The sequence below is a fragment of the Arthrobacter sp. Y3221048 genome (assembly GCF_059092685.1).
In genome coordinates, this window is record NZ_JBNHHX010000002.1 from 512,926 (window position 1) to 527,281 (window position 14,356).

Genomic DNA, 14,356 nt, shown 5'->3' on the forward strand with positions numbered 1-14,356 from the left:
CAAGGATCATATAGCGGATCCAGGTGATGTCCGGGCCCCATTCGGGGTGCCGGCGGTGCGGAAGCGCAGGACAAGCCTGAAGGTCTGTGGAAGGATCCCTCTTGGTCGCCTCGAGCACCTCTAATACCGATACCGCTAACAGCCTGCTGGACGCCTCGTCGAACGACGGAGCAACCCGGCGGCTCTCATTCGCCAAGATTCACGAACCTCTTGACGTTCCCAATCTGCTCGCCCTTCAGACCGACAGCTTCGACTGGCTGGTCGGCAACGAACGCTGGAAGGCGCGCGTAGCCAAGGCCCAGGAAGAAGGCCGCCAGGGCGTGGCCACCACCTCCGGCCTCGCCGACATCTTCGAAGAGATCTCCCCGATCGAGGACTTCCAGGGCACCATGTCCCTGAGCTTCTCGGAGCCGGAGTTCGCCGATCCGAAGTACACCATGGCCGAGTGCAAGGACCGCGACGCCACGTTCTCCGCGCCGCTGTACGTCAAGGCCGAGTTCATGAACAACAACACGGGCGAGATCAAGCAGCAGACCGTGTTCATGGGCGACTTCCCGCTGATGACGGACAAGGGCACCTTCGTCATCAACGGCACCGAGCGCGTCGTCGTCTCCCAGCTGGTCCGCTCGCCGGGCGCCTACTTCGAGAAGACCGCCGACAAGACCAGCGACAAGGACATCTTCACCGCGAAGATCATCCCGTCCCGCGGCGCCTGGTTCGAGCTGGAAATCGACAAGCGCGACCAGGTCGGCGTCCGCCTTGACCGCAAGCGCAAGCAGTCCGTGACCGTGCTGCTCAAGGCCCTGGGCTGGACCGAGGGCCAGATCCTGGAGACCTTCGGCGAGTACGACTCCATCCGCGCCACGCTGGAGAAGGACGCCACCCAGACCCAGGAGGAAGCCCTCCTCGACATCTACCGCAAGCTCCGTCCGGGCGAGCCGCCGACAGTCGAGGCTGCCCAGTCCCTGCTGGACAACCTGTACTTCAACCCCAAGCGCTACGATCTGGCCAAGGTTGGCCGCTACAAGATCAACCGCAAGCTGGGCATCGACAAGCCGCTCACGGATCCGGACGCGTCGGTCCTGAACAATGACGACATCGTCGCCATGATCAAGTTCCTGGTGGCGCTGCACGCCGGCGAGACCACCATCCCGGGCAAGCGCGACGGTGCCGACCACGACCTCCGCGTCGAGATCGACGACATCGACCACTTCGGCAACCGCCGCATCCGTGCGGTCGGGGAACTGATCGAGAACCAGGTCCGCACCGGCCTCTCCCGCATGGAGCGCGTGGTCCGCGAACGCATGACCACCCAGGACGTCGAAGCGATCACACCGCAGACCCTGATCAACATCCGCCCCGTGGTGGCAGCGATCAAGGAGTTCTTCGGCACTTCGCAGCTGTCCCAGTTCATGGACCAGAACAACCCGCTGGCCGGCCTGACGCACAAGCGCCGCCTGTCCGCGCTGGGCCCGGGCGGCCTGTCCCGCGACCGTGCCGGCATGGAAGTCCGTGACGTGCACCCCTCGCACTACGGCCGCATGTGCCCGATCGAGACCCCTGAAGGCCCGAACATCGGCCTGATCGGCTCGCTGGCCTCCTACGGCCGGATCAACGCGTTCGGTTTCATCGAGACCCCGTACCGCAAGGTCGTCAACGGCCAGGTCACCGACCAGGTCGACTACCTCACGGCCGACGACGAGATCGAGTGCGTGATCGCCCAGGCGAACGCCCCGCTCACCGAGGACCTGCACTTCGAAGAGGACCTGGTCCTCAGCCGAGAGCGCGGCGGCGGCGGCGAGCCGGTACTCGTGCCGGCCACCGAAGTCGACTACATGGACGTTTCCCCGCGCCAGATGGTGTCGGTGGCGACCGCCCTGATTCCGTTCCTGGAGCACGACGACGCCAACCGCGCGCTGATGGGCGCGAACATGCAGCGCCAGGCTGTGCCGCTGCTGCGTTCGGAAGCCCCGCTGGTCGGCACCGGCATGGAGCGCTACGCGGCTGTCGACGCCGGCGACTCCGTGGTTGCCGCCAAGCCGGGCGTGGTCACCGAGGTCTCCGCGGACCTGGTCACCGCCCTGAACGACGACGGCACCGAGACCCGGTACCCGATCATGAAGTTCGCCCGCTCCAACCAGGGCAACGCGTACAACCAGCGCGTCCTCGTCTCCGAGGGCCAGCGGCTGGAAACCGGCAGCATCATCGCCGACGGCCCGTCCACCGACCAGGGCGAACTGGCGCTGGGCAAGAACCTGCTCGTGGCGTTCATGTCCTGGGAAGGCCACAACTTCGAGGACGCGATCATCCTCTCGCAGCGCGTGGTCTCCGACGACGTGCTGACCTCCATCCACATCGAGGAGCACGAGGTTGATGCCCGCGACACCAAGCTCGGTGCCGAGGAAATCACCCGCGACATCCCGAACGTGTCGGAGGAAGTGCTCTCCCAGCTGGACGAGCGCGGCATCATCCACATCGGTGCCGAGGTCGACGCCGGCGACATCCTCGTCGGCCGCGTGACCCCGAAGGGCGAGACGGAGCTGACCCCGGAAGAGCGCCTGCTGCGCGCGATCTTCGGCGAGAAGTCCCGCGAAGTGCGCGACACCTCCCTGAAGGTCCCGCACGGCGAGTCCGGCACCGTGATCGGTGTGCGGATCTTCGACCGCGACAACGACGACGAGCTGCCCCCGGGCGTGAACCAGCTGGTGCGCGTGTACGTGGCGCAGAAGCGCAAGATCACGGACGGCGACAAGCTCGCCGGACGCCACGGCAACAAGGGCGTCATCTCCAAGATCCTGCCGGTCGAGGACATGCCGTTCCTGGAAGACGGCACCCCGGTCGACGTCGTGCTGAACCCGCTGGGTGTTCCCGGCCGCATGAACGTGGGCCAGGTGCTGGAAATCCACCTCGGCTGGGCCGCGAAGCAGGGCTGGAACATCGCAGGCAACCCGGACTGGGCCAAGGATCTGCCGAACCTGCCGCGCCAGACGGGTCCGACGACGGTGGCCACGCCGGTGTTCGACGGTGCCAGCGAGTTCGAGATCACCGGGCTGCTGGATTCAACTAACCCGACCCGCGACGGCGAACGCCTGATCGGCGCTTCCGGCAAGGCGCGCCTGTTCGACGGCCGCTCCGGCCAGCCGTTCCCGGATCCGGTGTCCGTGGGCTACATGTACATCCTGAAGCTGCACCACCTGGTGGACGACAAGATCCACGCGCGTTCCACCGGCCCGTACTCGATGATCACCCAGCAGCCGCTGGGCGGTAAGGCGCAGTTCGGCGGCCAGCGCTTCGGTGAAATGGAAGTGTGGGCCCTGGAGGCCTACGGTGCCGCGTACACCCTGCAGGAACTGCTGACCATCAAGTCCGACGACATCCACGGCCGCGTCAAGGTCTACGAGGCGATCGTCAAGGGCGAGAACATCCCGGAGCCGGGCGTTCCCGAATCCTTCAAGGTGTTGATCAAGGAAATGCAGTCGCTCTGCCTGAACGTGGAAGTACTCTCCACCGACGGCACCGCGATCGAAATGCGTGACTCGGATGAAGAAGTCTTCCGGGCCGCGGAAGAACTGGGCATCGACCTTTCCCGGGCCGAGCCGAGTTCCGTCGAAGAGGTCTAGCCGCGCCAACCGGCCGCGGGTGCCTTCCGCACCGCGGCCGGCCCGCCGCACGGCGTCCTCTTTCCGTAACCCGACAGACTTTCAGATTTAGAGAACAAGAGAGAACAGGGACCATATGTCCAGCGAATCCTCCTTCGGCCTCATGCGCATCGGCCTTGCCACCGCGGACGACATCCGCGACTGGAGCTACGGCGAGGTCAAGAAGCCGGAAACCATCAACTACCGCACCCTGAAGCCCGAGAAGGACGGCCTCTTCTGCGAGAAGATCTTCGGACCTTCCCGCGACTGGGAGTGCTACTGCGGCAAGTACAAGCGGGTGCGCTTCAAGGGCATCATCTGTGAGCGCTGCGGCGTCGAGGTCACCCGTGCCAAGGTTCGCCGCGAGCGGATGGGCCACATCGAGCTGGCCGCCCCGGTCACCCACATCTGGTACTTCAAGGGTGTCCCCTCCCGCCTGGGCTACCTGCTCGACCTGGCGCCGAAGGACCTGGAAAAGGTCATCTACTTCGCCGCCTACATGATCACCAGCGTGGACGAGCAGCGCCGCCACGAGGAACTGCCCAACCTGCAGGCCGAGCACGACCTGGAGAAGAAGCAGCTGGCCGATACCCGCGACTCCGACATCGCGGCGATCGCCAAGGACCTCGAGGACGAGCTGACCCGCCTGGAGGGCGAGGGCGCCAAGGCCGCCGAGAAGAAGAAGGCCCGCGACTCCGCCGACCGCCAGATGGCCAACGTGCGCAAGCGTGCCGACGCCGAGATCGAGCGCCTCGACATGGTCTGGGACCGCTTCAAGAACCTCAAGGTCGCCGACCTCGAGGGCGACGAGGGGCTGTACCGCGAGCTGCGCGACCGCTACGGGCTCTACTTCGAGGGCGCCATGGGTGCCGAGGCCATCAAGAACCGCCTTGAGAACTTCGACATGGCCGCCGAGGCCGAGTCCCTGCGCGACATCATCAAGAACGGCAAGGGCCAGCGCAAGACCCGCGCCCTGAAGCGGTTGAAGGTGGTCAACGCTTTCCTGACCACCACCAACTCGCCGCTGGGCATGGTGCTGGACGCCGTTCCGGTGATCCCGCCGGAGCTTCGCCCGATGGTGCAGCTGGACGGCGGACGCTTTGCGACCTCCGACCTGAACGACCTGTACCGCCGCGTGATCAACCGCAACAACCGCCTGAAGCGCCTGCTCGACCTGGGCGCGCCGGAAATCATCGTCAACAACGAAAAGCGGATGCTGCAGGAGGCAGTGGACTCGCTGTTCGACAACGGCCGCCGCGGCCGTCCGGTCACCGGACCGGGCAACCGTCCGCTGAAGTCGCTGTCCGACATGCTCAAGGGCAAGCAGGGCCGCTTCCGGCAGAACCTGCTGGGCAAGCGCGTTGACTACTCCGGCCGTTCCGTGATCGTGGTCGGCCCGCAGCTGAAGCTGCACCAGTGCGGCCTGCCCAAGCAGATGGCGCTGGAGCTGTTCAAGCCGTTCGTCATGAAGCGCCTGGTGGACCTGAACCACGCGCAGAACATCAAGAGCGCCAAGCGGATGGTGGAGCGCTTCCGCCCGCAGGTGTGGGACGTGCTCGAAGAGATCATCACCGAACACCCGGTGCTGCTCAACCGTGCACCAACCCTGCACCGCCTGGGCATCCAGGCGTTCGAGCCGCAGCTGGTGGAAGGCAAGGCGCTGCAGCTTCACCCGCTGGTCTGCGCCGCGTTCAACGCCGACTTCGACGGCGACCAGATGGCTGTGCACCTGCCGCTGAGCCCCGAGGCCCAGGCCGAGGCGCGCATCCTGATGCTCTCCTCGAACAACATCCTCAAGCCGTCGGATGGCCGTCCGGTGACCCTGCCCTCCCAGGACATGATCATCGGCCTGCACCACCTGACCACCAAGCGCGAAGGCGGAACCGGCGAAGGCCGTGTCTTCTCCAGCCCGGCGGAGGCCATCATGGCCCACGACGCCGGCGATCTGCACCTGAACTCCGTGGTCAAGATCCGCGTGCCCGGCTTCGTGCCCAGCGCGGACCAGCCGGCACCGGAGGGCTGGGAAGAGGGCCAGGAAGCGCTGATCGAAACCTCGCTCGGCCAGGTCATCTTCAACGACACCCTGCCCGATGACTACCCCTGGGTGGCACGCGTGGCGGACAAGGGCCAGCTCTCGGCGATCGTGAACGATCTGGCCGAGCGCTACCCGAAGGTCGTCACCGCGGCGACGCTGGATAACCTGAAGGACGCCGGGTTCTACTGGGCGACTCGTTCCGGTGTGACGGTGGCGATCTCCGACATCGCCGCGCCCGCCGAAAAGGCCGCCATCATGGAGGGCTACGAGACCCAGGCCGCGCGCGTCGAGTCCCAGTACAACAAGGGCCTGATTGCCGACGACGAGCGGCGCCAGGAACTGATCGACATCTGGAACAAGGCGACCAACGAGGTTGCCGACGCGATGCGGAAGAACCTGACCAAGGAGAACACCATCAACCGCATGGTGTCCTCCGGTGCCCGTGGCAACTGGCTGCAGGTCCGGCAGATCGCCGGTATCCGCGGCCTGGTGGCCAACCCGAAGGGCGAGATCATCCCGCGTCCGATCAAGTCCTCCTACCGTGAGGGCCTGTCGGTGCTGGAGTACTTCATCGCCACGCACGGTGCCCGCAAGGGCCTGGCCGATACCGCGCTGCGTACCGCCAACTCGGGTTACCTGACCCGCCGTCTGGTGGACGTGTCGCAGGACGTGATCGTGCGCGAGATGGACTGCGGCACCGAGCGCGGCCTGAACACGATCATCGCCGAGGCCGACCACAACGGTGAACTGCGCCGGGCCGAGGAAGTGGAGAACTCCGCTTACGCCCGTACGCTGGCCACCGACGTGGTGAACTCCGAGGGCACCGTGGTGGCCCCGGGCGGCTCCGACGTCGGCGACGTGCTGATCCAGGAACTGATCGACGCCGGCATCACCGAGATCAAGGTGCGCTCCGTGCTTACCTGTGAGTCCGCCGTCGGTACCTGTGCGCTTTGCTACGGCCGCTCGCTGGCCACCGGCAAGACCGTGGACATCGGCGAGGCCGTAGGCATCATTGCCGCACAGTCGATCGGTGAGCCCGGTACCCAGCTGACCATGCGTACCTTCCACACCGGTGGCGTGGCCTCCGCGGAAGACATCACCCAGGGTCTGCCCCGTATCCAGGAGCTCTTCGAAGCCCGTACCCCCAAGGGTGTCGCGCCGATGGCCGAAGTGGCCGGACGCGTGTCCATCGAGGACGGCGAGCGCCAGATGCGCGTCATCGTCACCCCCGATGACGGCTCGGAAGAGATCGCCTACCCGGTGCTGCGACGTGCACGCCTGCTGGTCGAAGACGGCCAGCACGTGGACGTCGGCCAGCAGCTCGTCACCGGCGCCAAGGACCCGAAGCAGGTGCTGCGTATCCTCGGCCCGCGCCAGGCGCAGAAGTTCCTGGTGGACGAGGTCCAGAGCGTGTACCGCAGCCAGGGTGTTGGCATCCACGACAAGCACGTGGAAGTCATCGTCCGCCAGATGCTGCGCCGCATCACCGTGATCGAGTCCGGCGAGACCGACCTGCTGCCGGGCGAGCTGGCCGAGCGGAGCCGCTTCCAGGCGGAGAACCGCAAGGCGGTGTCCGAGGGCAAGCAGCCGGCCAACGGCCGTGACGAGCTGATGGGCATCACCAAGGCCTCGCTCGCCACCGAGTCGTGGCTGTCGGCCGCGTCCTTCCAGGAGACCACCCGCGTCCTGACGCAGGCGGCCATGGAAGGCAAGTCCGACCCGCTGCTGGGCCTGAAGGAGAACGTCATCATCGGTAAGCTGATCCCGGCCGGCACCGGCCTGGACCGGTACACCCAGGTGTCGGTGGAGCCCACGGAGGAAGCGAAGGCCAACCTGTTTACCGGCCCGAGCGCCTTCGGCGACTTCGACTACGCCGGCGCCGATGGTTCGCTGACGCCCGAGTTCCACGCCATCCCGCTGGATGACTACGACCTGGGCAGCGACTACCGCTAGCGAATAGCACGCTGCGCCCCGCACCCCACCGGTGCGGGGCCAGCGCCCTGGCGCAAGCACGGAACCGCCTCCTGCTCCCCGATTCCGGGGCAGCGGGAGGCGGTTTTTTGCGTCTGTCACCGGGTGAGGGAAGACGGGAGCGCAACGCGCCGGAGGCTCCCGTCTGCCGCCCCATGCCTGCGCGCTCCGCCCTAAGGCGCCGGCGGACGAGGCACACGTGAGATTCTAGGGGCATGGCCAATTCCCCGTCCGGTGACTCGATGCTGGACCGGCTGGTGCGCATCCTGTCTGCGTTCGAGCCGGACAAGCCGGCGATGAACGTCGCCACGCTCTCCCGCCGGGCGGATGTGCCGCTGGCTACGACCTACCGGCTGGTGGAGGAGCTGTCCCGCCACGGGCTGCTGACGAAAGAAGGCCCCGGCGAGATCCGGCTGGGGCTTCGGCTCTGGGAGCTGGCCAACCGGAGCTCGCCGGCCGTCGACCTGCGGCAGGCCGCCATGCCGTTCATGGAGGATATCCAGTCCGTGGTGCGCCAACACACCCAGCTGGCGGTGCTGCGCGATGACGAAGTCCTGGTGATCGAACGGCTCTCCAGCCGCGGCTCGGTGGTGAACCAGGCCCAGATAGCCGGCCGCATGCCGGTGCACCGGACCTCGATGGGCATGGTGCTGCTGGCCTACTCACCCAACCACGTCCAGGAGTCCTACCTGACCCGGCACCCGGAGGCCGTGACATCGGGTGACCCGGTGTCCTTTGACCTGCGCCGGCACCTGGCCGACATCCGCAAGCGGGGCTACGCCGCGTTCGACGGGCGCATCGACGTGGACACCACCGGCATCGCCGTCCCGGTGGCGGGTCCGGCCGGCCGCCCGTTGGCTGCCCTCGGCGTGGTGGTGCCGCTGGGCTTCGAGAACTTCCACGCCGTGGTCCCGGCGCTGATGACTGCGGCACGCGGCATCTCCCGCGCCATGGGCGTGGCGCTGCCGTGACCGAAACGGCGGGCAGCGCGCGGCAGCTCCGCGATGGGCGTGACGCTGCCGTGAGCGGAGCAGCGGCAGCCACCGCCGTCGTCGTAATTCTCATTCAATAAGAACGCCTGGGCGGAACGCGTGTCGCGGGGCTCACACTGGAGGAAGACATGGCTTCCTCTTTGACTCCAGGAGACTCACCTATGGCGCAAGCGCAGATCATCAAAACCAAGGTTGGAATCGTCGGCGGGGGACCGGCCGGCCTGATGCTCAGCCACCTGCTGGCCCAGCAGGGAATCGACAACCTCGTGGTGGAATCCCGTGACCACGACACCATCCATAACACCCACCGGGCCGGCATCCTGGAGGCGGGCTCGGTCAAGATGCTCACCGACACCGGCGTCGACGGCCGGGTGCTGACCGAGGGCGACGAGCACGCCGGCATCGATCTGCGCTTCAACGGAGAATCGCATCCCTTGGACTTCAAAGACCTGGTGGACGCCACCGTGACGCTGTACGCGCAGAACGAGGTCTTCCTGGACCTGGCCGCTGCCCGCCGGCGCGACGGCGGCGACGTGCGCTACGAGGCGCAGGTCACCGAGGTGCTGGACCTGGAGACCACCACGCCCAAGTTCCGGTTCACGGACAAGGACGGCGCCGCCTTCGAGGTGCACTGTGACATCCTGGTTGGAGCCGATGGCTCCCGCAGCTTCTGCCGCCGCGCGGTGAAGGGGGAGCAGGACTACAAGATCGAGTATCCGTTCGCGTGGTTCGGGATCCTGACCGAGGCCCCGAAGAGCGCCCCGGAACTGATCTACGCGAACTCGCCGCACGGCTTCGCGTTGATCTCCCAGCGCAGCGAGACGGTCCAGCGGATGTACTTCCAGTGCGATCCGGCCGAGAACGTGGACGACTGGAGCGACGACCGGATCTGGGCGGAACTGCAGAAGCGGGTCGACGGACCGGACGGCTTCCAGCTGAAGCAGGGACCGATCTTCGACAAGACCGTGCTGGCCTTCCGCTCCTTCGTGCGGGAACCGCTGTCCCACGGGCGCATGTTCCTCGCCGGCGACGCCGGACACACGGTGCCGCCCACCGGCGCCAAGGGCCTGAACCTGGCCTTCGCGGACGTCAAGGTGCTCTTCGAGGCCATCGACTCGTTCTACTCCACCGGCAGCGACGCGCTGCTGGAGGGCTACTCCGACCTGGCGCTGCAGCGGGTCTGGAAGGCGCAGAACTTCTCCTACTGGATGACCAGCATGCTGCACACGCGCGAGGATGCCTCGCCGTTCGAGACCAAGCGGGCGCTGGGCGAACTGGCCACCGTGACCGGTTCCCGCTTCGGGCAGCAGTACCTGGCCGAGTCCTACACGGGCTGGCCGCACAAGTAGCCACTCCGCCCGCACCCACCCCCGGGCGCGCAAACCCTGAACCATCCACAGCCACAACGGAAAGGAGTCCCGATGAGCGACGCTAAAGCTCAGGACGAGGCTTTCGAGGACGAGACGTTTGACGACAGCCACCTGCTGGATCCCGCCGCCACCGCGGATTCACAGGAAAAGATCAGCCAGGAAATCGCCGACAGCCACGAGGCGTACCGCAAGGCCTTGGAGGCCGGCGGCGCCGAGGAAACGCAGCCGCGCATCGACTTTGCGCCGTACCGCTCCTCGCTGCTGCGCCACCCCACCAAGGACCTGCACCACGCCGACCCGGAGACCATCGAGCTGTGGAGCCCGGCCTTCGGCGAGCGGGACGTGCACATCCTGGAGTCGGACCTGACCATCCAGCACAACGGCGAGCCGCTCGGCGAGCGGATCGTCGTGCAGGGCCGCGTCCTGGACGGCGACGGCCGCCCGGTGCGGAACCAGCTGGTGGAAGTCTGGCAGGCCAACGCCGCCGGCCGCTACGTGCACAAGCGCGACCAGCACCCGGCCCCGATCGACCCGAACTTCACCGGCGTGGGCCGCTGCATCACCGGGCCCAACGGCGAGTACAAGTTCACCACCATCAAGCCGGCCCCGTACCCGTGGAAAAACCACCACAACGCCTGGCGCCCGGCCCACATCCACTTCTCCCTGTTCGGCACGGACTTCACCCAGCGCATGATCACCCAGATGTACTTCCCGGGCGACCCGCTGTTCCCGCTGGATCCGATCTACCAGTCGATCACCGACCCGGCGGCCCGCGACCGCCTGGTCGCCACCTACGACCACTCGATCACCAGCCACGAGTGGAACACCGGCTACCGTTGGGACATCGTCCTTTCCGGCAGCAACCGCACATGGATGGAAGAAGGCGAGGAGCACTGATGAGCGAGTCCACCACCAAACTGGTGCCCACCCCGGGCCAGACCATCGGCCCGTTCTACGGCTTCGCGCTGCCCTACGAGAAGGACAGCCAGCTGGTCCACCGCGCGCACGCCGGATCCATCCGGCTGCACGGCGTGGTCTACGACGGCAACGGCGCCGTGATCCCCGACTCCATGCTGGAGATCTGGCAGGCCGACGAGCACGGCAAGATCTCCCGCGAAACCGGTTCCCTCGTCCGCGACAACCACACCTTCACCGGCTTCGGCCGGGTGGCCGTGGACAACGTGGGCCACTACACCTTCACCACGGTCAACCCGGGTGCCACCGAGCCGGGCAAGGCCCCGTTCATCTCCATGGTGGTCTTCGCCCGCGGCCTGCTGAACCGGCTGTTCACCCGGATCTACCTGCCGGAGGACACCGAGGCGCTGGCAAACGACCCGCTGCTGTCCTCGCTGCCGGAAGAACGGCGGAACACGCTCATCGCCGAGCGCGAGCCCAACGGCGACCTCCGCTTCGACATCCGGCTGCAGGGCGAAGGCGAGACCGTCTTCCTGAGCTACCCGGGGATTTAGGAACACATGAACCCAGCGGACCACGCTGATTTCGGGCTGCTGTCTCCGGCTTCGGCCGGGACAGCAGCGTCCCGTTTAACCAGCGACTACCAATTCATCCAGGCCATGCTCGACGTCGAGCTCGAATGGACCCGCGTGCTGGCCGACGCGGGCAGGGTGGCGGCGGAAGCCGTCCCGGCCGTCGAGCAGGCCGCGCATGCGGACCTCTACGACGCCGCGGGGCTGGCCGAGCGGGCACAGGGCGGCGGCAATCCGGTCATCCCGCTGCTGGCCGACCTGCGGGCGGAGATCAAAAAGCACGACCCGGCTTCCGTCCCGGCGATCCACCAGGGCGCCACCAGCCAGGACATCCTGGACAGCGCCCTGATGCTGATGGCCCGCCGCGCGCTGGCCGGAATCGTCACCGACCTCAAGTCGGCCGCCGCGGCCCTCGGACGGTTGGCCGACGAACACCGCGCCACCGTCACCGTGGCCCGCACGCTCACCCAGCATTCGCTGCCGTCGACGTTCGGGCTCAAGGCCGCCAACTGGCTCTCCGGCGTGGCCCAGGCCGGCATCCGGCTGGAGCAGGTGGCCGCCGGACTGCCGCTGCAGTGGGGCGGTGCGGCCGGCACCATGGCGGCGCTCACCGACCTGGCCAACCGGCCCGCCAACCCTCCGGCGGAGGGCACCGGGCAGGACGACGACGGCGGTGCGCTGGCCCTGGCGGCCCGCCTCGCCGGGCGGCTGGGGCTGGCCGATCCGGTGGCGCCGTGGCAAACCAACCGGCTGCCGGTCACGGCGCTGGCCGCCGCGCTGGCCGACGTGCTGGCGGCCGCCGGGAAGGTCGCCAACGACGTGCTGCTGCTGAGCCGGCCCGAGCTCGGCGAGGTCTCCGAGCCCGCCGCAGACGGCCGCGGCGGCTCCTCGGCCATGCCGCAGAAACAGAATCCGGTGCTGTCCGTGCTGATCCGCAGCGCCGCCCTCGCCGCTCCCGGGCACCTGGCCCAGGTCCAGGCCGCGGCGGCCGGGGCCGTCGACGAGCGGCCGGACGGTTCCTGGCACGTGGAGTGGCAGGCGCTGCGCCAGCTGCTCCGGCTGGCCGGCGGGGCGGCGGCCAAGCTGGCCGAACTCTCCGACGGGCTGGTGGTCCGCCCGGAGACGATGCGCCGGAACCTGCAGATCACCGGCGAGCTGGTGGTCAGCGAACGCGTCATGGCCACGGTGGCGCCGATGCTGGACGGCGGGACCCCCGGCGCCGGCAAGTCCAAGGTCCAGAGCCTGGTGAACCAGTCGCTCGCCGGCCAGGGCAGCCTGGCGCAGCTGCTGCGCGAAGCTGTGCCCGGCGAGGTCCTGTCCGACCCGGCGCTGGCCGAACTGCTGGATCCGGCCGGGTACACCGGCCAAAGCAGCGGCCTGATCGACCGAATCACGTCCCACTACGCAGAATGGAGCCATTCGTGACCGTTCCCGACATCACCCCTACCCTGTTGTCCGAGGGCAAAGGCAGGCCGGTGCTGCTGGCCGGAGCCGGACTGGGTACCGGCGCCAAGGCGCTCTGGTCCGACGCCGTGGAGCACCTGCAGGACTTCCAGGTAGTGGGCGTGGACCTGCCCGGCCACGGGGCCAGCCCCGCCTCGACCGAACCGTACACCATGGCCGAACTGGCCCAAGGAGTCGTGGCGATGCTGGACAAGCTGCGCGAAGCCGGCGACATCGACGCCGGGGCCAAGGTGTACTTCGCCGGCGTCTCGATGGCCGGTGAACTGGCCCTGCAGCTGGGCCTGGACTACCCGGACCGGTTCGCCGGCCTGGGCGTGGTGTGCTCCGGCGCCAAGATCGGCGAGCCGGAGGCGTGGCTCGAGCGCGCGGAAACCGTGCGCACCGCGGGCACGCCCACGATGGTGACCGGCTCGGCGCAGCGCTGGTTCGCGCCGGGCTTCATCGAGAAGCACCCCGAGCGCACCACCCGGCTGCTGCACACGCTGCAGAACGCCGACCGCTTCGCCTACGCCCACGCCTGCCAGGCCCTGGCCGGCTTCGACGTCCGCGAACGGCTCGGTGAAATAGGCACCCCGGTGATCGCCATCGCCGGGGCGGTGGACCAAGTGTGCCCGCCCGGGTTCGCCGAAGCAGTGGCCGCCGGCGTGCAGAAGGGTAGCTCCGCCGTCGTCGACGGCGTGGCCCACCAGGCACCCGCCGAAGCACCCGCGGAAACCGCGGCCCTGCTGCGCGATTTCTTCCTGGCCGACTGAACGGCAGCCGGACCCATGACTGAACTACCCAAGGAGTACACGCCGTGAGCGACAACCGCACCTTCGATCCTGCCAAGACACAGCAGGAGGTCTACGACGAGGGCATGGCCGTGCGCCGGCAGGTCCTCGGCGATGCCCACGTGGACCGCGCGAACAGCTCGATCGATGAGTTCACCCAGGACTTCCAGGAACTGATCACCCGTTACGCCTGGGGGACCATCTGGACCCGGGAGGGGCTGCCCCGCACCACGCGCAGCGCCATCACGCTGACCGCCATGATCGCCAGGAATCACTGGGAGGAATTCGCCATGCATGTCCGGGCGGCGCTGACCAACGGCATGACCCGGGACGAGATCAAGGAAGTGGTGCTGCAGTCGGCCATCTACTGCGGCGTTCCGGACGCCAACGTCGCGTTCAAGGTGGCCAAGGGCGTCTTTGCCAGCCTTGACGAGGATCACAAGGGCTCGATATAGTTCATATGACGTACATGCGTTCGTGAAGCGAACAGCCTCGGCGAAGACCGGAAGCCGCCCCCGCGGCGATCCCGCGCCGAACCGGCAAGTTCCTGCGCGGACCCCCGTGTCGACGGAGCGGTCCGGTCCAGCCTGAGCGCTGGACCGGACCGTTTGCTGTCACCGAAAAGCGCA

The 14,356-nt window shown here is 67.6% G+C and carries 9 protein-coding genes; all 9 read left to right on the plus strand.

Annotated features, from left to right (window positions below; genetic code table 11):
* The first annotated feature begins 101 nt into the window (after window positions 1-101).
* The 9 genes from rpoB (at window position 102) to pcaC (ending at window position 14,182) form a co-directional block, all read left to right on the plus strand.
* Window positions 102-3,620 carry a DNA-directed RNA polymerase subunit beta gene (gene rpoB / locus AC5RVS_RS07060; protein WP_493989374.1) on the plus strand — a complete coding sequence of 1,173 codons (3,519 nt, stop codon included), beginning with the start codon at window positions 102-104 and terminating at the stop codon, window positions 3,618-3,620.
* Between the two features lie 115 nt (window positions 3,621-3,735).
* On the plus strand, window positions 3,736-7,626 hold the full coding sequence (locus AC5RVS_RS07065) for a DNA-directed RNA polymerase subunit beta' (RefSeq protein ID WP_493989373.1): 3,891 nt from the start codon (window positions 3,736-3,738) through the stop codon (window positions 7,624-7,626).
* A gap of 233 nt (window positions 7,627-7,859) precedes the next feature.
* Window positions 7,860-8,615: an IclR family transcriptional regulator gene (locus AC5RVS_RS07070; protein ID WP_494107632.1), complete on the plus strand. Its 756-nt coding sequence runs from the start codon at window positions 7,860-7,862 to the stop codon at window positions 8,613-8,615.
* Between the two features lie 182 nt (window positions 8,616-8,797).
* The gene (locus AC5RVS_RS07075) at window positions 8,798-9,985 is read left to right on the plus strand and encodes a 4-hydroxybenzoate 3-monooxygenase (RefSeq protein WP_493989371.1); all 1,188 of its coding nucleotides are present in this window, start codon (window positions 8,798-8,800) and stop codon (window positions 9,983-9,985) included.
* A gap of 72 nt (window positions 9,986-10,057) precedes the next feature.
* Window positions 10,058-10,903 carry a protocatechuate 3,4-dioxygenase subunit beta gene (gene pcaH, locus AC5RVS_RS07080; protein WP_494107633.1) on the plus strand — a complete coding sequence of 282 codons (846 nt, stop codon included), beginning with the start codon at window positions 10,058-10,060 and terminating at the stop codon, window positions 10,901-10,903.
* On the plus strand, window positions 10,903-11,475 hold the full coding sequence (gene pcaG / locus AC5RVS_RS07085; RefSeq protein WP_493989369.1) for a protocatechuate 3,4-dioxygenase subunit alpha: 573 nt from the start codon (window positions 10,903-10,905) through the stop codon (window positions 11,473-11,475). Before pcaH ends, pcaG begins: the two co-directional genes overlap by 1 nt.
* A gap of 6 nt (window positions 11,476-11,481) precedes the next feature.
* On the plus strand, window positions 11,482-12,918 hold the full coding sequence (locus tag AC5RVS_RS07090) for a lyase family protein (protein ID WP_494107634.1): 1,437 nt from the start codon (window positions 11,482-11,484) through the stop codon (window positions 12,916-12,918).
* Window positions 12,915-13,709 (plus strand): alpha/beta fold hydrolase, encoded by a 795-nt coding sequence (locus tag AC5RVS_RS07095; RefSeq protein ID WP_493989367.1) that lies wholly within the window; start codon window positions 12,915-12,917, stop codon window positions 13,707-13,709. Before AC5RVS_RS07090 ends, AC5RVS_RS07095 begins: the two co-directional genes overlap by 4 nt.
* 44 nt (window positions 13,710-13,753) lie before the next feature.
* Entirely contained in the window at window positions 13,754-14,182 is a 429-nt protein-coding gene (gene pcaC / locus AC5RVS_RS07100) for a 4-carboxymuconolactone decarboxylase (RefSeq protein WP_493989366.1), read from the plus strand.
* Window positions 14,183-14,356 lie beyond the last annotated feature (174 nt).

Coding starts and splice junctions, on each gene's coding strand:
- pcaH (WP_494107633.1), top strand. CDS start 10,058: ATGAGCGACGCTAAAGCTCAGGACGAGGCTTTCGAGGACGAGACGTTT.
- AC5RVS_RS07075 (WP_493989371.1), top strand. CDS start 8,798: ATGGCGCAAGCGCAGATCATCAAAACCAAGGTTGGAATCGTCGGCGGG.
- pcaG (WP_493989369.1), top strand. CDS start 10,903: ATGAGCGAGTCCACCACCAAACTGGTGCCCACCCCGGGCCAGACCATC.
- AC5RVS_RS07070 (WP_494107632.1), top strand. CDS start 7,860: ATGGCCAATTCCCCGTCCGGTGACTCGATGCTGGACCGGCTGGTGCGC.
- AC5RVS_RS07090 (WP_494107634.1), top strand. CDS start 11,482: ATGAACCCAGCGGACCACGCTGATTTCGGGCTGCTGTCTCCGGCTTCG.
- AC5RVS_RS07065 (WP_493989373.1), top strand. CDS start 3,736: ATGTCCAGCGAATCCTCCTTCGGCCTCATGCGCATCGGCCTTGCCACC.